The sequence below is a fragment of the Phenylobacterium sp. genome (assembly GCF_037189685.1).
In the GTDB taxonomy this organism is placed as follows: Bacteria; Pseudomonadota; Alphaproteobacteria; order Caulobacterales; family Caulobacteraceae; genus Phenylobacterium.
The window spans coordinates 122,038-147,181 of record NZ_JBBCIT010000033.1; the positions used below are offsets into that span (position 1 = coordinate 122,038).

The 25,144-nt window shown below is 71.8% G+C and carries 21 protein-coding genes and 1 pseudogene; 8 read left to right on the forward strand and 14 right to left on the reverse strand.

Annotated features, from left to right (window positions below):
• Positions 1 to 45: 45 nt before the first annotated feature.
• Positions 46 to 480: a nuclear transport factor 2 family protein gene (locus tag WG212_RS18955; RefSeq protein ID WP_337188680.1), complete on the reverse strand. Its 435-nt coding sequence runs from the start codon at positions 478 to 480 to the stop codon at positions 46 to 48.
• A gap of 148 nt (positions 481 to 628) precedes the next feature.
• On the opposite strand from WG212_RS18955, the gene WG212_RS18960 reads away from it, so the two are divergent.
• From WG212_RS18960 to WG212_RS18985, 6 genes are all read left to right on the forward strand, one after another.
• Positions 629 to 1,003: a BlaI/MecI/CopY family transcriptional regulator gene (locus tag WG212_RS18960; protein ID WP_337188681.1), complete on the forward strand. Its 375-nt coding sequence runs from the start codon at positions 629 to 631 to the stop codon at positions 1,001 to 1,003.
• A complete protein-coding gene (locus tag WG212_RS18965; protein ID WP_337188682.1) occupies positions 993 to 1,958 on the forward strand; it encodes a M56 family metallopeptidase in 966 nt (321 codons plus the stop codon). The genes WG212_RS18960 and WG212_RS18965 overlap by 11 nt, the downstream gene beginning before the upstream one ends.
• Before the next feature lie 380 nt (positions 1,959 to 2,338).
• Positions 2,339 to 3,370 (forward strand): amidohydrolase family protein, encoded by a 1,032-nt coding sequence (locus tag WG212_RS18970; RefSeq protein WP_337188683.1) that lies wholly within the window; start codon positions 2,339 to 2,341, stop codon positions 3,368 to 3,370.
• A gap of 75 nt (positions 3,371 to 3,445) precedes the next feature.
• Positions 3,446 to 5,803 (forward strand): UvrD-helicase domain-containing protein, encoded by a 2,358-nt coding sequence (locus tag WG212_RS18975; protein WP_337188684.1) that lies wholly within the window; start codon positions 3,446 to 3,448, stop codon positions 5,801 to 5,803.
• Positions 5,804 to 5,877: 74 nt separating this feature from the next.
• Positions 5,878 to 6,372: a hypothetical protein gene (locus tag WG212_RS18980; protein WP_337188685.1), complete on the forward strand. Its 495-nt coding sequence runs from the start codon at positions 5,878 to 5,880 to the stop codon at positions 6,370 to 6,372.
• A 44-nt stretch (positions 6,373 to 6,416) separates the two neighbouring features.
• Positions 6,417 to 7,283 carry a 50S ribosomal protein L11 methyltransferase gene (locus tag WG212_RS18985; protein ID WP_337188686.1) on the forward strand — a complete coding sequence of 289 codons (867 nt, stop codon included), beginning with the start codon at positions 6,417 to 6,419 and terminating at the stop codon, positions 7,281 to 7,283.
• Between the two features lie 16 nt (positions 7,284 to 7,299).
• On the opposite strand, the gene WG212_RS18990 is transcribed toward WG212_RS18985, so the two are convergent.
• Positions 7,300 to 7,644, reverse strand: coding sequence for a GIY-YIG nuclease family protein (locus WG212_RS18990; RefSeq protein WP_337188687.1), 345 nt, complete (start codon positions 7,642 to 7,644; stop codon positions 7,300 to 7,302).
• An 88-nt stretch (positions 7,645 to 7,732) separates the two neighbouring features.
• On the opposite strand from WG212_RS18990, the gene WG212_RS18995 reads away from it, so the two are divergent.
• Both WG212_RS18995 and WG212_RS19000 read left to right on the forward strand, forming a co-directional pair.
• Entirely contained in the window at positions 7,733 to 9,547 is a 1,815-nt protein-coding gene (locus WG212_RS18995; protein WP_337188725.1) for an aminopeptidase P family protein, read from the forward strand.
• A complete protein-coding gene (locus WG212_RS19000) occupies positions 9,547 to 10,386 on the forward strand; it encodes a methyltransferase domain-containing protein (RefSeq protein ID WP_337188688.1) in 840 nt (279 codons plus the stop codon). Before WG212_RS18995 ends, WG212_RS19000 begins: the two co-directional genes overlap by 1 nt.
• On the opposite strand, the gene WG212_RS19005 is transcribed toward WG212_RS19000, so the two are convergent.
• The 12 genes and pseudogenes from WG212_RS19005 to WG212_RS19060 form a co-directional block, all read right to left on the reverse strand.
• Positions 10,387 to 11,562, reverse strand: a complete 1,176-nt coding sequence (locus WG212_RS19005; protein ID WP_337188689.1) for a class I SAM-dependent methyltransferase — start codon at positions 11,560 to 11,562, stop codon at positions 10,387 to 10,389.
• Between the two features lies 1 nt (position 11,563).
• Positions 11,564 to 13,909 (reverse strand): NAD-dependent DNA ligase LigA, encoded by a 2,346-nt coding sequence (gene ligA, locus WG212_RS19010; protein WP_337188690.1) that lies wholly within the window; start codon positions 13,907 to 13,909, stop codon positions 11,564 to 11,566.
• Positions 13,910 to 14,018: 109 nt separating this feature from the next.
• Complete coding sequence (gene recN, locus WG212_RS19015; protein ID WP_337188691.1) at positions 14,019 to 15,734, reverse strand: DNA repair protein RecN; 1,716 nt, start codon at positions 15,732 to 15,734, stop codon at positions 14,019 to 14,021.
• A 188-nt stretch (positions 15,735 to 15,922) separates the two neighbouring features.
• Positions 15,923 to 16,792, reverse strand: a pseudogene (locus tag WG212_RS19020) (outer membrane protein assembly factor BamD); the annotation flags it as partial.
• 84 nt (positions 16,793 to 16,876) lie between these two features.
• Positions 16,877 to 17,488, reverse strand: coding sequence for an MSMEG_1061 family FMN-dependent PPOX-type flavoprotein (locus WG212_RS19025; protein ID WP_337188692.1), 612 nt, complete (start codon positions 17,486 to 17,488; stop codon positions 16,877 to 16,879).
• Between the two features lie 284 nt (positions 17,489 to 17,772).
• Positions 17,773 to 18,660 (reverse strand): UDP-3-O-acyl-N-acetylglucosamine deacetylase, encoded by an 888-nt coding sequence (gene lpxC, locus WG212_RS19030; protein ID WP_337188693.1) that lies wholly within the window; start codon positions 18,658 to 18,660, stop codon positions 17,773 to 17,775.
• A 299-nt stretch (positions 18,661 to 18,959) separates the two neighbouring features.
• Entirely contained in the window at positions 18,960 to 19,178 is a 219-nt protein-coding gene (locus tag WG212_RS19035) for a hypothetical protein (protein ID WP_337188694.1), read from the reverse strand.
• A 101-nt stretch (positions 19,179 to 19,279) separates the two neighbouring features.
• Positions 19,280 to 20,788: a cell division protein FtsZ gene (gene ftsZ, locus WG212_RS19040; RefSeq protein ID WP_337188695.1), complete on the reverse strand. Its 1,509-nt coding sequence runs from the start codon at positions 20,786 to 20,788 to the stop codon at positions 19,280 to 19,282.
• 310 nt (positions 20,789 to 21,098) lie between these two features.
• Positions 21,099 to 21,488 (reverse strand): hypothetical protein, encoded by a 390-nt coding sequence (locus WG212_RS19045; RefSeq protein WP_337188696.1) that lies wholly within the window; start codon positions 21,486 to 21,488, stop codon positions 21,099 to 21,101.
• Between the two features lie 209 nt (positions 21,489 to 21,697).
• Positions 21,698 to 23,179, reverse strand: coding sequence for a cell division protein FtsA (gene ftsA, locus WG212_RS19050; protein WP_337188697.1), 1,482 nt, complete (start codon positions 23,177 to 23,179; stop codon positions 21,698 to 21,700).
• Between the two features lie 19 nt (positions 23,180 to 23,198).
• Entirely contained in the window at positions 23,199 to 24,146 is a 948-nt protein-coding gene (locus WG212_RS19055) for a cell division protein FtsQ/DivIB (protein WP_337188698.1), read from the reverse strand.
• Positions 24,147 to 24,159: 13 nt separating this feature from the next.
• Positions 24,160 to 25,131, reverse strand: a complete 972-nt coding sequence (locus WG212_RS19060) for a D-alanine--D-alanine ligase (RefSeq protein ID WP_337188699.1) — start codon at positions 25,129 to 25,131, stop codon at positions 24,160 to 24,162.
• Between the last annotated feature and the right edge of the window lie 13 nt (positions 25,132 to 25,144).

Below are 25,144 nucleotides of genomic sequence, written 5' to 3' on the forward strand. Positions count from 1 at the left end.
TCTGAGGTACGCCAGCTATAGCACACGAAGCCCCGAAGCGGTTCCTCACGCCAGCCCCAGCGCGCGGCCCACCGCCCCCTGGTCGAAATAGGGCCGCTCGCAGAGGATGCGGTCCGAGCCGGGCGCGAACTCGAAACCCGCCGCCATCCGCACGCGGAACGCCCGGCCCGTCGGCTCCACCGTCCGGCCGGGCAGCTTCAGCGGCCCCAGGTGCGTGCCCGTCAGCCAGAACTCCACCAGCACCGTGTCGCCGTCGTGGGCGATGGCGATGATCTCGTTGCCCTGGTCGGGAAACGGCACGCGCGAGGCGGCGAAGTAGCGCCGCACCGCATCTTCCCCGTCGAACACCGCGCCGCCGCCGTACAGCTCGTAGCGGGGGTGGGCGAAGGTGGCGATCACCGCGTCCCAGTCGTGGGTGATCTCCAGCGCCATGTGCTCGCGCACCACGGCGATGCGGCGGGCGGCGAGGTCGTCGGTCATGTGGAGTCGGTCCTTTGCGGCGTAGCCCGGCTTCGGGGGCGGCTCCGCCATAAATCCGCCCCTCGCCCGCGGGCGACTATGGACCCGGACGCGACGCTTGACAGCCCATCTTACAGGCGTAACGTCCCCTGAAAGGTACGGATGTAAGATGTCGCGGATCTCGGGCGCCGAAAGCCAGGTGATGGAAGCCCTCTGGGATCGGGGGCCGCTGACGGCCGAGGAGATCATCCAGACCGTGGGGCCGGCCCAGGACTGGGGCGAGGCGACGGTGAAGACGCTGATCAACCGCCTCCTCAAGAAGAAGGCCCTGGCCTCCGAACGGTCGGGCGGCCGCGCCCTCTACCGTCCCCTCGTCAGCCGCGAGGCGTACATCACCGGCGAGAGCCAGGGCCTGCTCGACCGCCTCTTCGGCGGCCAGCTCGCGCCGCTGGTGGCCCACTACGCCCAGCACCGCGCCCTGTCGCCCGACGAGGTGGCCCGGCTGAAGAAGCTGATCGACGAGCTCGACGGCGATGAGCGGTGAGATCCTGATCAACGACATTCTGGTCAGTGAGATTCTGGCCGGCGACATCCTGGCCGCGCTGCTGCGGGCCAATGTCGCGCTCGCCGTCGCCGTGGCCGCCGTGCTGGCCGCCCGCCGGCCCATGCGCCGCCTGTTCGGCGCCCAGATCGCCTATGGCCTCTGGGCCCTGCCGCCCATCGTCTTCCTGGCCAGCCTCATGCCGCCGCCAGTGGTGCTGGAAGCGCCGCCGGCCGACCCGTTCGCCCTGGCGCGGAACCATTCCGCCGTCGTCCTGGCCGCATGGGCGGTCGGCGCGGCGCTGGTCGCGGGCGGATTCGCGACGGCCCAGGCCCGCTACATGGCCGCGGCCCGCCGCGGGCGTGTCGGCCCCTCGGTGGTGGGCGTCTTCATCCCGCGCATCCTGATGCCTGCCGACGACGGGACCTACACCAGCTCCGAACGCGACCTCATCCGGGCGCATGAGCGCGAGCATGTCCGCCGCGGCGATCCCCGCGCCCGCGCCCTGGCCGCCGCCTTCCAGGCCCTCTGCTGGTTCAATCCGCTCGTTCACCTCGCGGCGCAGGTGATGAGGACCGACCAGGAACTGGCCTGCGACGCGGCCGTCCTGAGACGACGCCCGAACGACCGGGCCCTCTACGCCCGCACCCTGCTCAAGAGCCAGCTCGCCGCCCAGGCCCTGCCCTTCGGCTGCCACTGGCCCGCCCATGGGCGTCATCCGCTCGAAACCCGCGTGGCGGCCATGAGCGCCCCGGCCGCCCACGACGGCCTGGCCGGGCCCACCCTGCTGGCCGCGGCCATGATCTCCGCCGCCTTCACCGCCTGGGCCAGCCAGCCGCCCGGCGAGAAGCATCCGCCTCCGGTCATCGCCTTCTTCGACGACACGCGCGAGCGCGCCGTCTCGGTCCTGCTGATCCGCACCCCGCCGCGCGAAGTCCCGACCGCGCCCGCCTCCTAGAGGCTGTTAGGGACCGCGCTGTCGGGGCTGGGGGCTTGCCCCTCTCTTCCAGGTCGTCATCCCCGGGCTTGTCCCGGGGACCCATGGTTCCGCTTCCATAGCCTTCTGCGGCGGGCCGCGTGACGCGGGCCGGCCTCGCGGCATTGCGGCCGAGGGATGGGTCGCCGGGACAAGCCCGGCGATGACGAGCTGATGTTGTTCAACGCTGTAATCCGGACACAGGTCCCTAACAGCCTCCTAGCGCCGGTTCGATCCGCGGCCCGGCGCATAGCTCCGGCGCATCACCTCACGCCCGGCGTGTGGTTGAGGGCCGGGCCGCCGACCTCTAGCCTGCCCCCAACCCCCAGCAACGCCTGGGATCAGAACCGTTGGGAAACGCCATGCCGGAAGCCATCCTCGACCCCGAACTGCCGATCATCGACCCGCACCACCACCTGTGGGACCGGCGCACCTACGCGACGCCGACGGTGACCGAGCATCCCTTCATGACCGCGATCCAGCCGGCGCCCCGTTACCTGCTGGACGAGCTGATCGCCGACACCGGCAGCGGCCACAACGTGATCGCCACGGTCTTCCTGGAGTGCGGCGCGTTCTACAAGGCCGACGGCCCCGAGGCCATGAGGCCGGTTGGCGAGACCGAGTTCGTCAACGGCGTCGCGGCCATGAGCGCCAGTGGGATGTACGGGGATTTCCGCGCCTGCGCCGGCATCGTGGGCAAGGCCGACCTGCTCCTGGGCGACGGCGCCAAGGCCGTGCTCGAGGCGCACGTCCGCGCCGGCGGCGGCCGTTTCCGCGGCATCCGCAACAGCGCCTCGTGGGACGCGGACAAGGATGTGCTGGGCCCGCTCAACCGGGTCGAACAGGGACTCTACCTCGACCGCACGTTCCGCGAGGGATTCCGCCACCTGGGGCCGATGGACCTCAGCTTCGACGCCTGGCTGCTCGAACCCCAGCTTCCCGACCTGACCGATCTCGCCCGCGCCTTCCCCGGCACGACCATCGTCCTCGACCACGTCGGCACGCCTCTCGGCCGCGGCGTCTACGAGGGCCGGCTCTCCGAGCGATTCCCCGTCTGGCGCGACAGCATCCGCGAACTGGCGAAGTCCGAGAACGTCTCCGTGAAGCTCGGCGGCCTCGCCATGGCCTTCTGCAACTTCCCCTCGTTCCTGGCCGAACCCCGCGCCCCGTCCCAGCAACTGGCCGACGAGTGGCGGCCCTACATCGAGACCTGCATCGAGGCGTTCGGTCCCGACCGCTGCATGTTCGAGTCCAACTTCCCGGTCGACATGGGCGCCTGCGACTACGCCACCCTCTGGAACGCCTTCAAGCGCCTGGCTGCCGGCGCCTCGGCCGACGAGAAGACCGCCCTCTTCTCCGGCACGGCCCGGCGCGTCTACCGGCTGGACGTGTAGCGGAAACACGCCGGATCGCGCCGGCCGGTTCGGAAGCCCCTTAAGCCGGCCGGCCGGCGTGCTACATATGTTCCGATGCCCGACACCGACTCGACGGACCTGTTCGGCGGCCCGCCCGCCCCGCGTATCTCCGACCTGGCGCGCGCGCCCATGCCGGGGACGGGCGTGCGCCCGGCCGACTATCTGGACGGCCTGAACCCCGAGCAGCGCGAGGCCGTCGAGGCGGTCGAGGGCCCGGTGCTCGTCCTCGCCGGCGCCGGCACGGGCAAGACCCGCGTGCTCACCACCCGCCTGGCCCACATCCTGGCCACCGGGCGCGCGCGGCCGTGGGAGCTGCTGGCCGTCACCTTCACCAACAAGGCCGCCCGCGAGATGCGCGAGCGGATCGCCGCGATCATCGGCCCCTCGGCCGAGGGCCTGCGCTGGCTGGGCACCTTCCATTCCATCGCCGCCCAGATCCTGCGCCGCCATGCCGAGCTGGTGGGCCTGAAGTCGAACTACACCATCCTCGACACCGACGATCAGGAACGCCTGATCAAGCAGGTGCTGGAGGCCGAGAACATCGACGCCAAGCGCTGGACGCCCAAGGCGCTGGCCGGCCTGATCGACCACTGGAAGAACCGCGGCTGGCGGCCCGACCAGCTCCCGCCGGCCGAGGCTCAGGCCTTCGCAAACGGAAAGGGCCAGGCGCTGTACCGCCTCTACCAGGAGCGCCTGCGCATCCTGAACGCCTGCGACTTCGGCGACCTGCTGCTGCACAACATCACCATCTTCACCGGGCATCCCGACGTGCTGGCCGAATACCACGGCCGCTTCCGCTACCTGCTGGTGGACGAGTACCAGGACACCAACGTCTGCCAGTACCTGTGGCTGCGCCTGCTGGCCCAGAAGAGCCGCAACCTGTGCTGCGTGGGCGACGACGACCAGTCGATCTATGGCTGGCGGGGCGCCGAGGTGGACAACATCCTGCGCTTCGAGCGCGATTTCCCGGGCGCGAAGGTCGTGCGCCTCGAACGCAACTACCGCTCCACCAGCCATATCCTGGCCGCCGCCGCCGGCCTGATCGCCACCAACAAGGGCCGCCTGGGCAAGACCCTCTGGACCGAGGCCGAGGGCGGCGAAAAGGTCGTGGTCCGTGGCGTCTGGGACGGCGAGGCCGAGAGCCGCCTGATCGCCGAGGAGGTGGAGCGGGCGCACCGCAAGGGCCGGCGGTATCGCGACATGGCCATCCTCGTCCGCGCGTCGTTCCAGATGCGGGCGTTCGAGGAGCGGTTCGTCCTGCTCCAGATCCCCTATGTGGTCATCGGCGGCCCGCGCTTCTTCGAGCGCGCCGAGATCCGCGACGCCATCGCCTACTTGCGCCTGATCCAGTCCGAGGACGACGACCTGGCCTTCGAGCGCATCGTCAACCAGCCCAAGCGCGGGATCGGCGACACCTCGGTCCAGAAGCTGTTGCAGATCGCCCGCCTGAACGGCGTCTCGGCCACGAACGCCGCCCGCCAGCTCGTGCTCACCGACGACCTCCCGGCCCGCACCCGCACCGCGCTGTCCAACTTCCTGCGCGACCTCGACCGCTGGCGCATCCAGAGCGGCGAGATCCACCACGCCCGCCTGATGGAGGCGGTGCTGGAGGAGAGCGGCTACACCGACATGCTGAAGCTGGACCGTTCGCCCCAGGCCCAGGGGCGGCTGGAGAACCTGAAGGAACTTGTCCAGTCGATGGGCGGCTACGACGACCTCCAGGCCTATCTGGAGCACGTCTCGCTGGTGATGGACCTGGAGCGCGGGCCCCAGGCCGACAGCGTCCAGATCATGACCCTGCACCAGGCCAAGGGCCTGGAGTTCCCGCTCGTCTTCCTGCCCGGCTGGGAGGAAGGCGTCTTCCCGTCGCAGCGCTCGATGGACGAAAAGGGCGAGAAGGGCCTGGAGGAGGAGCGGCGCCTGGCCTACGTGGGCATCACCCGCGCCCGCGAGGAGGCACGGATCAGCTTCGCCGCCAACCGCCAGGTCTACGGCCGCTGGACCAGCCAGCTCCCCAGCCGCTTCGTCGACGAACTGCCGGCGGCCAACGTGGAGGCCAGTTCCGAGACGGGCTACTACGGCGGCGGCCCGGGGATGCAGCAGCACGGCAGCCGGTGGGACGAAGACCCCAGCTTCGGCGGCGGTTACGCCTCGCCCGGCTGGCGTCGCGCCCAGGCCAACCAGTACCGGGGCAGTCATCCCGGCCGCCAGGCGGTGATCGAGGGCGACGGCCGCCTGGTCGCCACCTCCGACAGCTCGGCCGCCAGCGACTACAAGCGCGGCGACCGCGTCTTCCACATCAAGTTCGGCTACGGCGCCGTCCGCAGCGTCGAGGGCAACAAGCTCACCGTCGCCTTCGACAAGGCCGGCGAGAAGAAGGTGCTCGACAGCTTTGTTGAGAAGCAGGGGTGAGGCCGCGTGGCCGCCAAGACGAGCTAGGAGAAGAACGACGCAACCCTCCGCCGCCCCTGCGCGTATCTCGATCAATGCTGCCGCTCCTCCGCAGTCCTGACACCCGACGCCTGCTCACCGGGGTGGCCCTCGCCGCCGCGGCTGGGCTGGCGCTCGGCGCGACGCTGAAGCCCAACCTGGACGAGGAGCCGCTGGAAGGGCCGCAGCAGCTCATCTCGGGCGGCGGGCCGCGCACCTATGTCCAGGCGCCTGACGCCGGCATGGCGGCCTATCGCGGGAGGGTCCCTGACTATGTGGTCGGCACCGACAGCCTGAAGCCCCCGCCAGACACCTTCCTCGCGCTCGACGACCAGGCCGACGCGCCCGAGGCCGGAGGCGAGGCGGCCGCCAGCGCCCAGGACCACGGTGGCGATGTCATGGCCTATGAAGCGCCCGTCGTCGCCCGCGCCCGCTGGGCCGATGAGCCGCGTCCCGTCCCCCACCATCCCTCGCAACAGGGCGGCGCCTGGAATGAATCCGACCTGCCCGCGCCGCCGTCACCGCCCGAGGAAGACCTGTCGCCGCTCTGAACGGCCTCGCCTTCGCGCCGCTTCCCCGCTAGAGCCTCGCGCCCATGAGCGACGACGCCATCCAGATCATCGCCCGCGGCCCCCGCGCGGCCGCCGAGGCCGCCGCGGCCGCCCTCGAGGCGACGCCCGAGACCGAGGCCCTGACCTTCTCCATCCTCGAGGAGGACGAGGACCGCGACGTCTGGCGCATCGACGCCTTCCCCACCCTGGATGAGGAAGCCGAGGCGGTCCGCGCCGTGCTCGCCGGCCACCCCGGCCTACGCGTGACGACCGAGGTGCTGGCCGACGCCGACTGGCTGGCGCTGGCGCTGTCGGGCCTGCCGCCCGTGCGCGCGGGCCGCTTCTTCGTCTACGGCGCCCACGACCGCGGCCTCGCCCCCGCCAGTACGGTGAACCTGCGCATCGAGGCCGGCGCGGCGTTCGGCACCGGCCACCACGGCACCACCGTCGGCTGCCTGCTGGCCTTCGACGAATTGCTGAAGCGGCGCCGCTTCCCGCGCGTCCTCGACGTGGGCTGCGGCACCGGCGTCCTGGCCATCGCCGCCGCGCGCACCGGCTCGGCCGTGGCCGTCGGCACCGACATCGACCGCGTCTCGGTCCGCATCGCCAACGAGAACGCCCGGCTGAACACGGCGGACGCCCGCTTCGTCCACGCCTTCGGCCTCGACGACCCGCACGTGCGCGTGGACGGCCCCTACGACCTCGTCTTCGCCAACATCCTGGCCCCGCCGCTGGTCGCCCTGTCGCAGGACATCAAGCGGGCGCTGAGGCCCGGCGGCCTGACCATCCTGTCGGGCCTGCTCCGCACCCAGGAGCGCCGGGTCCTGGCCGCCTACACGTCGAAGGGCTTCCGGCTGGTCCGCCGCCTGCACCGCGACGCCTGGGCCACGCTGGTGCTGCGCCGGCCCTGAACCGCACCCGCCGGGATCAGCCGACCGCCTTCTTCGCGCCCAGGTCCGACAGCCAGTGGCGCTCGCGGCCCTTCACATGGTCGGCGAGGCCCAGGGCGGTGAAGTCGCCCGCCTCGATCCGCTCCAGGATCTCGAAGGCGAAGGCGTCGGCGCCGTGGGCGTTCCAGGCCTGCTGCATGGCCTTGTTGGGATGGCCGCCGGACCTCAGCCCGAACCACAGGCTGTTCTGCTGGGCGTCGATGTTGCGGCTGCCCGCCACCCACGCCTCGCCCGTCGGCGCGCAGCGGACGGCGTAGATTCCGGCGTCGGTCCTGCGCTCCTTGAAGTCGCGGACGGCCTGGCGGCGATCGGTCTTGTCCATGCGCCCCGCTACGCCCTCCGCCGCCAGGGGTCAAACGGAGGCTCCGGCGCCCTTTGCCGCACCGGGCGGAAGCGCTTACATGCGCCCCATGCGCCAGACCTTCGATGAGACCACCGACCGCTCGTTCGGCCCGCGCCACGTCCCGCTGATCCGCGCGGCGATGGCCCGCCAGGGCCTGGACGGCTTCCTCGTGCCCCACGAGGACGAGCACCAGAACGAGTACCTGCCCGCCGCCAACGACCGCCTGGCCTGGGCCACCGGCTTCACCGGCTCGGCCGGCGCCGCGGTGATCCTGAAGGACAAGGCCGCCGTCTTCGTGGACGGCCGCTACACGCTCCAGGTGCGCGACCAGGTCGACGCCGGCCTGTTCGAGATCCGCGACCTGGTGGAGGGCGGCGTGCCGGCCTATCTCGAAGCCGCCGCCGGCCGGGGCCAGAAGATCGGCTACGACCCGCGCCTGCACAGCCCCGACGCCCTGGCCCAGCTCAGGTCCGCCGCCGCCAAGGCCGGCGCCGAGCTGACGCCCGTGAACGACAACCCGCTGGACCTGGCCTGGGGCGCCGAGCGCCCGGCCCAGCCGGTCGCGCCCGTGGTCCCCCACCCCGCCGAGGTCTCGGGCGAGGACTCGGCCGCCAAGCGCGCCCGCGTCGGCGCCGCCGTCGCCGGCAAGGGCGCGGACGCCGCGGTGCTGACGGCGCCCGCATCCATCGCCTGGCTGTTCAACGTGCGCGGCGGCGACGTCATCCGCTCGCCCCTGCCGCTGGGCCAGGCCATCCTGTCGAAGGACGGCTCGGCCCGCCTCTTCCTCGACCCCGCCAAGGTCACGCCCGAGCTGCCGGCCTGGCTGGGCAACCAGGTCCGTCTTGAAACGCCCGACGAACTCCCCGCGGCCCTCGCGGAGCTGAAAGGCCAGTCGGTGCTGGTCGATCCGGCCCAGTCCTCGGCCTGGTACTTCGACACGCTCCAGGCGGCCGGGGCGAAGGTGATCCGGGGCGAGGACCCCTGCGCCCTGCCCCGCGCCTGCAAGAACGCCGTCGAGATCGAGGGGACCCGCCGTGCCCACGCCCGCGACGGCGCGGCCCTCACCCGCTTCCTCCACTGGCTGGCGACCGAAGGCCAGGCGAACCCACCCGACGAGATCACCGCCGTGCGCAAGCTGGAGGGCTTCCGCGAGGCCACCGGCGCCCTGAAGGACCTCTCCTTCGACACCATCGCCGGCGCAGCCTCGAACGGCGCCATCGTCCACTATCGGCCCACCGAACGCCTGAACAGGCGGGCCGAGGCGGGCTCGCTGCTGCTGGTGGACTCCGGCGCCCAGTACCTGGACGGCACGACGGACGTGACCCGCACGGTCGCCATCGGCGAGCCGACGGCCGAGATGCGCCAGCGCTTCACCCTGGTCCTGAAGGGACACCTGGCCCTGGCCGCCGTCCGCTTCCCGCCCGGCACGACCGGCTCGGCCCTGGACGCCCTGGCCCGCCACGCGCTCTGGATGCACGGCCTCGACTACGACCACGGCACCGGCCACGGCGTCGGCAGCTACCTGGGCGTCCACGAAGGCCCGCAGCGGATCTCCAAGGCCCCGAACACCGTCGCCCTCAAGCCGGGCATGATCCTCTCGAACGAGCCCGGCTACTACAAGGAGGGCGGCTACGGCATCCGCATCGAGAACCTCCAGGTGGTGACGCCCGCCGAGCCGATCCCGGGCGGCGAGCGCCCCATGCACGGCTTCGAGACCCTGACGCTGGCGCCCATCGACCGCCGCCTGATCGACCGCGACCTGTTGAGCGCCGCCGAGCGCGCCCAGCTCGACGCCTACCACGCCCGCGTCCGCGAGGTGATCGGCCCACAGCTCGAGCCCGAGGTCCGGACCTGGCTCGACAAGGTCACGGAGACGATCTGATGTCGGCCGCCCCCAACGCCCAGCAGACCGCCTACTGGAACGAACAGGCCGGCCCCACCTGGGCGGCCATGCAGAGCCCGATGGACCGCCAGCTCGAACCGCTGGGCCGGCGCGTCATGGCCGCCCTCGCGCTTCAGCCCGGCGAGCGGATCCTGGACGTGGGCTGCGGCGCGGGCGCGACCACGCTGGCGCTCGCCGACGCCGTGGCGCCCGGCGGCTCGGTGCTGGGCGTGGACATCTCCACGCCCCTGCTCGATGTCGCCCGCGGGCGCTCCGCAGGTCGTCCCGAGGTCGCCTTCCTGCAGGCCGACGCCCAGACCCACCCGCTGGAGGCGGCTGGTTTCGACGCCGTGTTCTCGCGGTTCGGCGTGATGTTCTTCGCCGATCCGCCGCGCGCCTTCGCCAACCTGCGCCGGGCGCTCCGGCCGGGTGGCCGGCTGGGCTTCGTCTGCTGGCGCGCGCCGGCCGAGAATCCGGCCTTCACCCTGCCGATGGCGTCGGTGCAGCACCTCCTCCCGCCGCCCCAGCCGCCCGAGCCCGGCGCGCCCGGCCCCTTCGCCTTCGCCGATCCCCAGCGTGTGCGGAGCATCCTGGATTCGGCCGGCTTCGCCGACGCGGCTATCGCGCCCCACGACGAGAAGATCGGGGCTGGCGACCTGGACGCCTCGCTGGAGGTCGCCCTGAAGATCGGGGTTCTCGGCGGCGCCCTGCGGGAGCGTCCCGAGATGCGCGAGGCGGTCGTGGACGCCGTGCGCGCCGCCCTAGCCGCCCACGAAGGCCCCAAGGGGGTGAAGCTGGACTCCGCTACCTGGATCGTGACGGCGCGCAATCCGGGCTGACTACCGCATCCGCATCCAGAAGGACGCGCCGTAGGGATCGAGGCCGGTCAGCGGCCCCTGCCCCACCACGGCCCTCGCCTGGGCCCTCAGCTCGGGATCGCGCCCCACCCACCAGGCGGGAAACAGCACCTCGAACCGCTCGGGGCCAAACAGCAACGCCGTCGCCAGCAGGTACTGCTCGTTCCACAGTTGCCGCAGGTGTCCCGAGATGTAGTCCTCGGGCAGGTAGACGTCGTGGACCTGCACGATCACGCCCGGCTTCAGCCGCGGCAGGATCTCGGTGAAGAACACCGTCACGTCCGACCCCTGGAAGGCGCGGTGCGAGCTGTCGAGGAAGAGGATGTCCCCCGGCTGCAATGCGTCGAACATGGCCGGGTCGCACTGCTCCAGCGGCTTGCGGATCACCTGGTCGCACAGCCGGTCGATCTGGTTGCGCGGCTGGGGATCGATCGAGATCAGCTTCGTGCGCAGGCCGAAGCGGCGAACCGCGCGCCGGGCGAACTTGGTCGAGACCCCCGACCCGATTTCCACGAACCGGGCCGGCTCGTGGGCCTTGAGCATGGCCGTCAGCGCCATCCCGTCCAGCGCCGGGAACCAGGTGTTCAGCCAGAACGGATCGTCCGCCTCGTAGCGCCCGCCCATCGCGACATCGCCGAAGTACGACGCAAGGTCGCCGATCGCCTCGAGCATCGCGGCGTAGCGCCTCCGCCCGGCCTCCAGGATCGCCGTCAGGCCGGGGTGCGGCGGGCGGCCCGCGCCGTGGCGCACGGTCGCCACATAGGGATAGTCGGCCAGCTCGAACCGGTGCGCGTCGCGCTCGGTGGCGAACGACAGCGCCTCCAGCGGCGGCAAGGTCCCGGCGGCCGGATCGCGCAGGGCCAGCGTCCGGGCGTAGGCGTCGGCCGCGCCGGCCGCGTCACCCGCCTCACGCAGGGCGACGGCCAGGTCGCTCCAGATCACCTCGACCTCGGGCGCGGCGGCCGCGGCGGCCTTCAGATGCTCCACGGCGCCCGGGCGGCCCATCTTCGCCCGGGTCACGCCCAGCAGGCGCAGCGCCGTCGGCTCGCCCGGCGTCTCGTCCAGCACGCCCAGGAAGATCAGCTCGGCCAGGTTCAGCAGGTTGCAGCGCAACCGGTCGAAACCGATCCGCAGCCGGTCCGGCGCCGGGACGCCCAAGTCAGCTCCCCACCATCGCCAGCCATTCGTCCTCGGTCATCACCTGGATGCCGAGTTCGGTGGCGGTCTTCAGCTTCGAGCCCGCGCCGGGCCCGGCCACGACGATGTCGGTCTTCTTCGACACCGAGCCCGAGACCTTGGCCCCCAGCCGCTCGGCCTGGGCCTTGGCCTCGTCGCGCGTCATCCGCTCAAGGGCGCCGGTGAAGACGACGGTCTTTCCCGCGACCGCCGTGTCGGTCTTGGGCCGCTCGGCCGGGATGATGGTCAGTTCGCCCAGCAGGTCGTCGACCAGGGCGCGGTTGTGGTCCTCGCCGAAGAACTCGGCGATCATCCGCGCGGCCACCACGCCCACGGCGTCGACCGATGCGACCTCCAGCAGGGCCTCGCCCGGCGTCTCGCCGGCCGCCTGCCGGGCCGCAGCCTCGAAGGCCGTCCAATCGCCATAGCGGGCCTCCAGCGCCGCGCGGGCTCGGGCGTTCAGCTTCGGGATCGCCAGCCGCAGATGACCGTCCAGCGAGATGTCCGGGGGGACCAGGACACCTTGGCCGCCCCCCTGGCCCCCGCGGGCGAAGTCCAGCACCGCCGCCACCGCCGTCGGTCCCAGGCCGTCCAGGTCCGAAAGCTCGGCGTAGACCGGTCCCGCCGTCTGCTCGGCCGCCAGCTTCGAGATCTCCACGAAGCGCCCGGCGGTCTCGAAGTGCCGCGCCAGGGCCAGCGAGGTGGTCTCGCCCACATGGCGGATGCCCAGCCCGTAGATGAACCGGTCCAGGTCGATCCGGCGGCGGTCCTCGATGCTGGCCAGCAGATTGCCGACACTGGTCTCGCCGAAGCGGTCGAGCGCCAGCATCTCCTCGCGCTTCGCCTTCAGCCGGAAGATGTCGGCCGGCGAATTCAGCCAGCCCTGCTCGGAAAAGATGGTGAGCTGCTTCTCGCCCAGGCCCTCGATGTCGAAGGCCCGCCGGCTCACGAAGTGGCGAAGGTGCGCCAGCCGCTGGAAGGGACAGGCGAACTCGCCCGAACAGCGGCGCACCACCGTCTCGGCGCCCGCAGCCGTCGTCTCGCGCACCAGTTCGGTGTGCAGAGGGCACGGGCAATGGGTCGGGAATTCGAACGGCTGCGCGTCCTCCGGGCGTTCCTCGGGCACGACCGCGACGATCTGCGGAATCACGTCTCCGGCGCGCTGGAGGATCACGGTGTCGCCCACCCGGATGTCCTTGCGGGCGATCTCGTCGGCGTTGTGCAGGGTGGCGTTGACCACCACGACGCCGCCCACGGTCACCGGATGCAGCCGCGCCACCGGGGTGATCGCGCCGGTCCGACCTACCTGGATGTCGATGGCCTCCAGGATCGTGCGCGCCTGCTGGGCCGGGAACTTCCGGGCGATGCCCCAGCGCGGCGCGCGGCTGACGAAACCCAGCCTCTGCTGCCAGTCCAGGCGATCCACCTTGTAGACCACGCCGTCGATGTCGTAGCCCAGGCGCGGCCGCACCCGTTCCATCTCGGCATAGGCGGCCAGCAGCCCCTGGGCGTTCTCCACCCGCACGCTCTCGGGCGTGGTCGGAAAACCCCAGGCCCTGAGCTTGCCCAGCGCCGCCCACTGGGTCTCGGCGAAGGCCTGGGAATGATAGCCCCAGGCATAGGCGAAGAAGCGCAGCGGGCGCGACGCGGTGATGGCCGCATCGATCTGGCGCAGGGAACCGGCCGCGGCGTTGCGCGGATTGGCGTAGGTCTTCTGGCCCGCCTCGGCGGCGGCGGCGTTGAGGGCGGCGAACTCCTCGTGGCCCAGATAGATCTCGCCCCGCACCTCGATCACGTCGGGCCAGCCATCTTCCAGAAGCCTGTGCGGAATCTCGCCGATGGTGCGGACGTTGGCGGTGACGTCCTCGCCGACCTTCCCGTCCCCGCGCGTGGCGGCCTGGACCAGCACACCCTTCTCATAGCGGATCGAGCAGGAGAGGCCGTCGATCTTGGGCTCGGCCGTGTAGCCCACCGTCTCGTCGGCCGGGAGGCGCAGGAAACGGCGGATCCGCGCGTCGAACTCCGCCGCCTCATCGTCGGCGAACGCGTTGTCCAGGCTCAGCATGGGCACGCCATGCTCCACCGCCCGGAACTTCTCGGACCGGGAAGCCCCGACCCTCATCGAGGGCGAATTCTCACGGACAAGGTGCGGGAAGCGGGCCTCGACCTCGCCGTTCCGGCGCTTGAGGTCGTCGTACTCCGCGTCCGAGATCGTGGGCGCGTCTTCGGCGTGGTATCGGATGTCGTGGGCCGCGATCTCGTCGGCCAGCCGCGTCAGCTCTTCGACCGCCTGGGCTTCGCTGAGTTGATCGACGGGGATCTGGGCCATGCCGCTGGTCTTAGCCTGTGCGCCCGCCAACGCGGAACCCTTCGTCTCCCGCTTCGCGGGAAGGGAAAGAACAAATACAGAACGTTATGGTTGTCGTAAAGTACGCCCGTCACGCCTCCATCAGCGCGCGGGCGGCGGCGCGGGCGGCGTCGGTGACCTGGGCGCCGGCCAGCATGCGGGCGATCTCCTCCTCGCGCTCGGCGAGCGAGAGGGTCTCGACGGCCGTGCGCGTCCGGTCGGCGTCGCCGGCCTTGGATATCCGCCAGTGGGCCTCGGCGCGAGCCGCCACCTGGGGGCTGTGCGTCACCACCAGCACCTGGGCCCCCACCTTCCGCCCTTCGGGCGACGCCAGGCGTTTCAGGCGCAGGCCGACGGCGTCGGCGACCGCGCCGCCCACGCCCTGGTCCACCTCGTCGAAGATCATCAGCGGCTGGGGTCCGCCGCCGCGCGCGGCCAGGGCCGCCTTCAGGGCCAGGGCGAAGCGCGCCAGCTCGCCGCCCGAGGCGATGGCGCCCAGGTCGCCGAAGGGCGCGCCGGGGTTGGTGGCGATCTCGAAGGCGACGCGGTCCTGGCCGGCCGGCCCCGCGCGGTCCTCGGCCAGCGGCGACACGGCGACACGGAAGCGCGCCTTGTCCAGCCTGAGCGGCGCGAGTTCGCCCATGACCGCCGTCGCCAGGGCCTCGCCCGCCGTCCGGCGGGCGGCCGACAACGCCTCGGCGGCGGCCGCATAGGCGTCACGCGCCGCAGCCAGGCCGGCGCGGGCGGCCTTGAGGGTCTCATCCGCCGATTCGATGGCGCGCAGGCGGGCGGCGAACTCGACCCGAAGGCCGGGCAGCGCCTCCACCGTCACGCCCAGCTTCCGGGCCAGGCCGCGCAGGTCGAACAGACGCTCCTCGGCCTTCTCCAGGCGGTCGGGCTCGAAGTCGAAGGCGGCGGCGGCGGCGTCGACGGCGGCCTCGGCCTCGCCCGCTTCGACCAGCACCCGATCCAGGGCCTCGGCGGCGGCGGCCAGGCGGGTCACGGCCGCGCCGTCCGCGGCGGCGCCGGCCGTCGTCGCACGCTCGCGGGCCCGTTCCAGGGCGCGGATCGCCTGGGCCGTTCGCGCTCCCAGCCCGTCGAAGGCGTCGCGCGCGGCGGCGATGTCGCCCAGCGCCTTCTCGGCGGCGCCCAGGATCGCGCGCTCTTCGGCCAACCGCGTCTCCTCGCCCTCCCGCGGATCCAGGCGGTCCAGTTCGGAGAGGCGGAAGGTCAGGTCCTCGATCTCGGCGGCCGAGCGGGCGGCGTCGGCCTCCAGCCCCTCGACCCGCGCGCGGGCCTCGCGCCAGCCTCGCCAGGCCGCAGCCACGGCGTCCGCCTCGGTCGCCAGGCCGCCATAGGCGTCGAGCAGCGGCCGATGCGTGCGCATGTCCAGCAAACCCACCGTCTCGTGCTGGCCGTGGACCTCGAGCAGCGCCTCGCCCAGTTCCTTCAGCACCCCCACGCCGGTCGCCTGGTCGTTGACGAAGCCGCGGCTGCGGCCGTCGGCGCTCAGCGTGCGGCGCAGGACCAGGTCCTCGTCGCGGGCGTAGGCCAGGCCCTTCTCGTCCAGGATGGCCCACACGGGATGCTCTGGCGTGGGTGCGAAGACCGCCGTGGCCACGGCCTGAGAGGCGCCGCGCCGGACAAGCCCGGCGTCTCCCCGCGCCCCCGTCGCGAGGCCCAGCGCATCCAGGATGATCGACTTGCCCGCGCCGGTTTCGCCGGTGAGCGCGGTCAGGCCCGGACCGATGGACAGGTCCAGGCTTTCGATCAGCACCACGTCGCGGATCTGGAGTCCGATCAACATCGGGCGGAGGATCGCCGGGAATCAGCCCGGAAAGAAGGGCCGTCGCATCCCGTCTCTCAGGAGGGCGGGGTCTCGGGCTTCACGGGCTCGGGCCGCGGTTCGTCCTTGCGGCCGAACGGCAGGCGGAAGATTGAGCGCTTCTCGGCCTCCTGGCTGGCCTGGACCGCGACATTCGGATCGGCCGCCTGCGGCGGCTGGATCGTGCGTTCCTTGTCGCGCGTGAACGGCAGGCGGAAGATCCCGCGCCGACCGCCGGGCTCGGGCTCGGTCGCCGGTCGCAGCCCGCGCGAGGTCAGGAGCTTGTAGGCGTCGGCGTACCATTGGTCGCCGGGATAGTTGTGCCCCAGGACCGCGCCGTTGCGCCCCGCCTCCTCCATCAGCCCCAGCGTCAGGTAGGCCTCGACGAGGCGATACAGCGCCTCGGGCGTGTGGCTGGTGGTCTGATAGCGGTCGATGACGGTCTTGAACCGGTTGGCGGCGGCCAGGGTGTCGCCGTTGCGCAGGTACCAGCGGCCGATGGTCATTTCCTTGCCGGCGAGCTGGTCGTTGACCATGTCGATCTTCAGCCGGGCGTCCGAGGCGTATTCGGTGCGGGGATAGCGCTGGACCACGTCGCGCAGCGCGCCCAGGGCCTGGCCCGTGGCCGCCTGGTCACGGTTCACGTCCACGATCTGCTCGAAGTAGCAGATGGCCTTGATGTAGTGCGCGTAGGCCGCGCTGGGGTTGCCCGGATAGAGCTGGATGAACCGCTCGGCGTCGCCGATGGCCTCGGCGTAGTCGTTGCCCTGGTAGTGGGCGTAGGCCTGCATCAGGATCGCGCGCCGCGACCATTCCGAATAGGGGTGCTGCCGCTCCACCTCCTGGAAATAGTTCACCGCCTGATTCCACTGGCGGCGGTCCAGCCGGTCGGCGCCGGTGGCGTAGAGCAGCTCGACCGGACGCTCCTCGTAGGCCAGCCGGTTCCTGTTCTTCTTGCTGTTTCCGGCGCAGGCGGAAAGGGCGAGCGCGCAGGCGGCCGTGACGAGAACCACCTTGGCAGACGTGCGAACCGAAGACACCTTCACCTCAAGACCAGCGCGCGCCCCCACGCGGAGAGTCGCTTCTACACCACCACTTGTGGCGAGCAAACGGCGCCCGCAGGCTCAGAGCGTCTGGCGGAGGCTCTCGACCTGCTGCTCGTGGGTGGCCTTGGGCCGCTCCAGCTTGAGCTGGTCGCTGATCATGTCGGAAAGCGACGGCAGGCTGGCGCGGTCCACCCTGTGGGTGTCGCCCCACAGATCGGCGCGCATCAAGGCCTTCGGACAGTGGAGATAGGCCTCGCGCACCTCGACCTTCAGCAGACTCTTCGGCAGCTTGCCGAACTCCTCGAAGGTCTTCGCCAGGTCGTCGTCCACCACCAGGCTGGCCGGCCCGTTGACGCGGTAGATGTCGTCCACGCCGGGGATCATGAACATCAGGCCCACCTCGCCCGATCCTTCGGCGATGTTCCGCAGCGTATCGAGGCGGTTGTTGCCCGGCCGGTCCGGCATCAGCAGGCTCAGCCCGTCTTCCGACACGCGGACGAAGCCGGGGCCGCCGCCGCGGGGCGAGACGTCCACCTTCCCGTCCGGGCCGGCGCTGGCCAGGGCGACGAAGGGCGAGAGTTCGATGAAGCGGCGGCCGTGCGCATCGATCACCCCGATGTCCTTGGCCACGGTCAGCGGATGTGGACGATGATAGAGCGCATCGAGCTGGGTGCTGGCGTCGTCGGCCATGGCGAAATCTCCCTTGCCGGGCATTAGGGCGCCATTGCGAACCGCTCGCAACCTTCTTCCCTACCCATGCGATGGGAAGGGGGGACCGCTCGCCGACGCCGGCGCCGCCGGCTCCCCGGGGCTCGGCCGAAGGCCGACCAGAGGACAGGTTCCGAGCGAGGGGTGGGAAGGGCAAGCCGCCGGCAGGGCGGCGCGATCATCCGCCCACAAGCGCAGCGGATCGGACGGCGGCGCTTTGGATGAGGCCTTCCCTCTCCACCACCCGCTGCGCGGGAAAGGAAGGGCTACACCGCTTCCTTCAGGTCCTCGACCAGGGTGCGCACACGCCACGCGTCCGGCCGGGCCAGGAGCTCGCGGACGAGGGCGTTGTTCAGGGCGTGGCCCGCCAGTTCGCCTTCGAAGCGGCCCAGGATCGGCGCGCCCAGGACATAGAGGTCGCCGATGGCGTCCAGCGCCTTGTGCCGCACGAACTCGTCCGCCCGACGCAGGCCCTCCGGATTCAGCACCCGGTCGCCGTCGATGACGATGCAGTTGTCCATCGAGCCGCCCCGGGCCAGGCCCATCGCGCGCAGGGCCTCGACCTCGTGCGCGAAGCCGAAGGTGCGGCAGTCGGCCAGTTCGGCGCGGAACGCCGCCTCGTCCATCGGCATGTCGATGGCCTGACGGCCGATCGCGGCGCTGTCGAAACGGATCTCGAAGGCCACCTCGAAGCCGTCGGCCGGCTTGAGCGCGGCGCGCTTGTCGCCATCGACGACCTCGATCGTCTCCACGATCTCGATGAAGCGGCGCGGTGCTTCCTGCGGACGCAGGCCCGCCCGGTCCAGCACGCGGACGAACGGCGCGGACGAGCCGTCCATGATCGGCATTTCCGGGCCGTCCAGCTCCACCACGGCGTTGTCGACCCCCAGCATGGCGAAGGCGGCCATGAGATGCTCGATGGTCGAGACGGTGACGCCCGCGGCGTTGGTGATCACGGTGCCCAGTTGCGTGCGGCAGACGGCCTCGCCGCTCACGCGCACCCGGTTGTCGGCGTCACGCACGTCGGTGCGCACGAAGACCACGCCCGTATCGACTGCCGCCGGCCGGACCGACACGCGGACGTAGGCTCCCGTATGCACGCCGATCCCGGCGAACAGCGCAGGCGACCTGAGGGTATGTTGAAACGCGGCCAAGGCAGACCTTCCTGCAACGATACGCGGTGCGACGACCGAACCTTTGCCCCAACGTCTGGCTAAGCCGATTGATGCACCGCAGCAAAGCACTTCGTGTTTCGCAATGTTTCGCGCCGAAATCCGCATGGAATCCGAGGCTTGGGGACGGCGGCGCAACCCGCGGAGCGAACCGCGCGCGGACGGTCGAATTGCCCGGGAAGCGCGTTCGCGCCCTCGGGCCGCCGTTGCGCTCACGGAAGGTCCCCGGTCGTCGGTCCGGACCGGGTCAGCCCGGCGGTCAGATCAGCTCGCCGGCCAGATCAGCTCGCCGGATAGAGCTGCGCGCCCACGAGGTTCCGCGACCGGTCGAGGACGCGCACCTGCACCGCCCGACCCAGACGGGCGAGGCAGGCGGCAAGCCGGCGCGCCTGCGCCTCGGCCCGGCCGCCCGAGCGGAACAGCAGGGGCTGCAACCCCGCGCACAGCACGGCCCAGCCGCCGGCGACGGGCGAAACCCAGATGATGCGCTGACCGGACATGACAAACCTCCCGGAGGGCTCCGGGAGGTTCTATCATCTGGGCGCCTGCGCGGGCGTGACCTTTTCGTGGCGTTCCTGCGTCAGGCGGGCCGCCGGGCCGTTCAGTTGGCCAGGCGGCGCAGGAAGGACGGGATCTCCAGGTCCTCGGCCGGATCGGCCGCCTCGGGCTGGATCGCTTCCGCCGGCTGGGCTCCGCCCCGGCTGGGCGCAGGAGCCGGCGCGGGCGTCGGCCGGGCCGCAGCGGCCGTCGCGCCGGGCGCGTCGTAGCGGGGCCGGCCGCCGAAGATGCTCAGGAAGCCTCCACGCGGGCGCCGGGGCTCGAAAGCGGGCTCGGCGAACAGCGGGGCGTCACGCTCGTCGCCCGGCTCGACCGCGTCCGGGTCGACGATCCGGGAGACGGGTGCGGACGCCGCCGGTTCCGCGGCGGCTGCGCCCGGAGCGGCTTCGGCCGCCAGCGGCTGGCTGAAGATGTCGGGTTGCTCGACCTCATCCGCAGCTTCCAGAGCCGGTTCGGCGGCCACCGCCGCCGCGGCGACAGGCTCGGCCTGCGCAACCGCCGGTTCGGCCTTGGGCGTCACCGTCGCCCGCAGGGGCTCGACCGACAGCGAGCGGCGTTCGATCTTGGGCTCTATGGCGGCGATCGAGGCGCCGTCCATGCCGGTGGCGACCACCGACACCCGGATCATCCCCTCCAGCGTCGGGTCGAACGCGGCGCCGAAGATGATGTTGGCCTCGGGGTCCACCTGCTCGGCGATGGCGTTGGCGGCCTCGTCGACCTCGAGCAGCGTCATGTCCAGCCCGCCGGTCACGTTGACCAGCACGGCCTTGGCGCCCTTCAGCGAGACTTCGTCCAGCAGCGGGTTCTGGATGGCGTTCTGGGCGGCCATCAGGGCGCGGTCGTCGCCCGTGGCCTCGCCGGTGCCCATCATCGCCTTGCCCATCTCGGTCATCACCGTGCGCACGTCGGCGAAGTCGAGGTTGATCAGGCCCGGCAGCACCATCAGGTCGGTGATCGAGCGGACGCCCGAGTGCAGCACCTGGTCGGCCATGCCGAAGGCCTCGGCGAAGGTCGTCCGCTCGTTGGCCACGCGGAACAGGTTCTGGTTCGGGATGACGATCAGGGTGTCGACGTAGCGCTGCAATTCGGAGATGCCGGCGTCGGCCAGGCGCATCCGGTGACGGCCCTCGAAGTGGAACGGCTTGGTCACCACGCCCACGGTCAGGATGCCGCGCTCGCGGGCGCACTTGGCGATGATCGGGGCCGCGCCCGTGCCGGTGCCGCCGCCCATGCCCGCGGTGATGAACACCATGTGGGCGCCGTCCAGATGCTCGCCGATCTCGGGGATGCTCTCCTCGGCCGCGCTCATGCCCACCTCGGGATGGGCGCCGGCGCCGAGCCCCTGCGTCACCTGCACGCCGAGCTGGATGCGGCGCTCGGTCCTGGCGAACTGGAGCTGCTGGGCGTCGGTGTTGCCGACGACGAACTCCACCCCCTCCAGGCCCGCCTCGATCATGTTGTTGACGGCGTTGCCGCCGGCCCCGCCGATGCCGAACACGACGATCCTGGGCTTCAGTTCGGTCGCGCGCGGCGCGGTGAGAGAGATGGCCATGGACGTCCTGTCCTTCCCGTTTTTTCCGGTCTGGCGCGCGCGGACACCCCTGGACCGACGCACCTGAGTAACGATGCGTTAAGTACGCGCCGACACTCTTAATCGAGTGTTAACCGCATACTCTGAGTCGGAACGCGGTCGAGCTTGGCTGAACAGGATTTTCCGCTTTGTCCTCAAGGAAAGAACAGCGGGATAGACAGTAACGCCGCGACAGGCCCTGGACCGGCCGCGCGGGCTGGCCCGGACGTGCCGGCCGAGCATCCGCCAAGGCCCGATCGGAGCGGGCCGTCCTCGGAACGAATGGAGTCCCTCAGCGGGTCGCCGTGTCGCCCTTGCCGCCGACCGGGCGGCCGGCCTTGACCGCACGCAGGGCGCGCAGGCCGCCCGAGCGGCCGCTGCGCAGCAGATATCCTGCGCCGAAGAAGCCGATGATCATCATGGCCCAGGAGGCCGGATCGGGCAGCGGGCTGGACTTGTCGAGCCCCAGCATGGCCAGAGGGCCGTCGGCCGGCTTTTCGCGGACCGCGAACGGATCGCCGCCCTCATCGCCCGGCAGGGTCGCGTCGGGGCCCACGAGCGCCGCCTGGACGGGCGCGGGCTGAACAGGCGCGGGCGTGGAAACCGTCGCATCCACCGTCGCACTCCAGGCCGCACCGCCGAACAGCGCCAGCGCCAGGCCCATCCCCACAGCCGACTTCATACTCCGCTCCGAACTGAGGGACCGGCTCGCGCCGCCGATCCTTGGGTGTCGAGGCGAACCTGAGCCTTCAGGCCCGCAAAGCCAAGCCGGTTCGCGTATCAGGCGACCGCGGGGGAATTCCGCTGGAACGACGGGCCGTTGGGCCGCCCGGCGTTCGGGCGACGGCCCCCCGCGGCGTCGGCCCCCCGGGCGTCGGCCGAGGTCGGACCTCAGAGGTTGTCCCGCAGCCAGACGGCGGCCTTGGCCAGCGGGTTGGCCCGGGGGTCCAGCGGCTCCCGACGGAGCTTCGAGGACGCGAGCTGCTTGGTGGAGACCGCCTCGCGCGGCCCGAACGCCGAGCGGTGCAGGATGCCGGCCGCCGCGGTGAAGGCCGGGCCCGAGGCGGCGTCGGCCAGGTGCGGCACGCGGCGCGGGCGGCCCAGGCGCACGGGGCGGTCGAAGACGCGGACGGCCACTTCGCGCACGCCGGCGAGCTGGCTGGCCCCGCCGGTCAGCACCAGGCCGGCCCCCGGCTCGATGGGCGCGCCGGCGGCCTTCAGCCGGTCCCGGAGCAGCTCCAGGGTCTCTTCCACGCGAGGCGCGATGATGCCCTTCAGCAGGCTGCGCGGGGCCACGACCGGGCCGGCGCCGGGGTCGTCGCCGCGGGGCGGGGCCTCGATCATCTCGCGGTCCTCGTTGGCCGAGGCGATGGCGCTGCCGTGCAGGGTCTTGATGCGCTCGGCGCCGGCGATGGAGGTGGACAGGCCCCGGGCGATATCCTGGGTCACGTGCTGGCCGCCGACCGGCACGGTCTCGACGTGCACCAGGCTGCCGCCACGGAAAACCGAGGCCGAGGTGGAGCCGCCGCCCATGTCGATGCAGACCGACCCCAGGTCCATCTCGTCCTCCTCCAGCGCGGCCAGGGCCGAGACGAAGGGCGCGGCGACCACACCCTCGAGCTGGAGGTGGGCGCGCTCGACGCAGGCGCCCAGGGTGTTGAAGACCGTCTCGGCCACCGAGACGACCAGCAGTTCGACACCCAGGGTCTTGCCGTACATGGCGCGCGGATCGCGCACGCCGCCCTGCCCGTCGACGGCCCAGGCGATGGGCAGGATGTGGATGGCCCGGCGGCCGGGCAGCTTGATCTGGGCCAGCGCGTTCTGGATCGCGCGCACCAGGTCGTGGTCGGCGATGGGCCGGGCCCCGATCGAGACGCGGCCGATCACACGCGAGGAACTGAGCTGACCGCCGGCGGTGGCGATGGTGACGCCCTGGACGTTCACGCCGGCGACGTTCTCGGCCCGCTCGACCGCCTGGGCGATGGCGTCGGAGGCCTCGTCGAGGTTGACGATCGCGCCGCCGCGCACCCCGCGCGACTGGACGTAGCCGACGCCGCAGGTGGTCAGCGTGCGGTCGCCGCGGCGCACGCCGTCGGGCTTCATGATGAAACAGGTCACCTTGGCGGCGCCCAGGTCGACGGCGGCCACCACCTTGGGCGGCGCCAACGCCGCCTTCAGCCCGTCCCGGCCGTCACGGCGCGGCTCGGCCTTGCGGCGTCCCTCGCCCTGGCCCTCCTGGCCCGGGGCGCCTCGGCCCGGCCCGATCGGACCATGGCCGTCCTGACTTGCGCGGGTCGAGGATCGGTCGGTCGGGCGCCGGCCCTTCTGGGCCCCTTCCTGGGTCTCGGGTGCGCGTTCGGCGAACTTGAGCATCGGCGGCGGAGGTCTCTGGCTAGACGCCCTGAACAGGCGAACGGGGGACGGGCGAAAGGGGGACGGGCGAAGCGGCGGCGGAGGGGTCGGAGGACGCGGGGCCGGCGGCGAAGCCGGCCGCGGCCTGGGGCGCCCTCGGGCGGACCGCGATGGTGTCGGGGTTGCGCAGGTCGATGCGCTCGAAGCCCAGCTCCAGGATGCGGGAGCGCAGGTCGAGCTGCTCCAGCTTCATCAGGGCCTGCTCCTCCTCGGCGGCGGGGAGCTGGACCAGGGCGCCGTCCTTCATGCGAAGGTCCCAGCGGCGGTTGTCGACCCGGACCAGGGCCTCCAGGCGCGCCATCAGCTTCGGGCGCTGGACGAGGATGGGCAGGATGCCGCCCGCATGCTCGGCGCCCCCCGCGCCCACCACCAGCGGCAGATCGGCGAAACGCGCCGGATCGGCTTCCGGGATCACGCGTCCCTGGGCGTCGATGACCACGGTGCGGCCGCCGTGCTGCCAGACGGCGAGCTGGCCACGTTCCTTCACGGCGATGACCAGGGTGTCGGGCAGCAGGCGGATGACACGCGCCTCCTGCACCCAGCCCACGGCCTCGACGCGCGCCCGGAGCTGATCGAGGTTCAGGCCCAGGAGCGGCGCGCCCTCGCCCACCCCGGCGGCGCGCAGGATGTCGGGTTTGGCCATGTCCGAGGCGCCCTCGACATGGACGTCCTTCAGGCGGAAGCCGGCGTCGGCGAACTTGCGGTCGACCCCCAGGCCGACGGTCTGGGCGATGTGGGCGCCACGCCCCCCGGTCGCCAGGGTGGCGGCCACGGCCAGGGTCAGGACGGCCGCGGCGAGGCCCAGGATGTGGCGGGGCGCGAGGCGCGGGCCGCCCGCCCCGGCCTTGGCCGCAGCGCGCCGGGCCGGGGCCGCCTTGGGCGTGGCCCCCTTGGATACGCCGCCCTTGGATACGCCGCCCCGGGACACGCCGACGGACGCCCTACCCTTCGCTGCGCCTGGCGATCCCCCCCGCGCCGCTGCGGGCATGCCCGTCCTCCGTGATCCAAAGCACCAACCGGTCGAAATCCACCCCGCCCGCCGCCGCCTGCTCGGGTACGAGCGACGTGGGCGTCATCCCCGGCTGGGTGTTCACCTCCAACAGGACCAAAACATCGTTAATGTCGTCATAACGAAGGTCGGACCGGGTAACCCCCCGGCAACCCAGGGCCTCGTGCGCCATCTCGGAGAGTTTCTTCGCTTTTTCCATGACATGAGCCGGAATTCTCGCCGGGACGATATGCTCCGAACCTCCGTCGCCATACTTGGCTTCGTAGTCGTAGAAGCCTGTCTTCGGCACGATCTCCGTCACGGTCATGGCCTTGCCGTCCATGACGCCGACCGCCAGCTCCAGGCCACGGACATAGGGCTCGACCATCACCTGCTCGCCATAGGTCCAGTCGGGGGCCACCACCTCCTGCGGGGGGCGATTCGCGCCGTCGAAGACTAGGAACACGCCCACCGACGACCCTTCGGCGTTGGGCTTCACCACGTAAGGCGGCGGGATCACGTGATCGCGGGCCACCTCGAAGCGGTCGAAGAGGCCGCCGCCGGGCACGACGACGCCGGCGGCGGCCAGCACGGCCTTGGACTTGGCCTTGTCCATCGCCAGCGCCGAGGCCAGCACGCCGCTGTGGGTGTACGGCACGCCCAGCGTCTCCAGCACGCCCTGGACGCAGCCGTCCTCGCCCCAGGCCCCGTGCAGGGCGTTGAAGCAGACGTCCGGCTTCAGGGCGGTCAGGACCTGGGCCAGGTCACGGCCGGCGTCCACGCGGCTGACCCGGGCGCCCAGCCGCTCCAGCGCCTCGGCGCACGCGCGCCCGGACACGAGGCTGACCTCGCGCTCGGACGAGAGGCCGCCGAGGAGCACGGCGACGTGACGCCCGGACAGGGATCCGTGCAGCGGAAGATTCATCGGCGCCTCACGA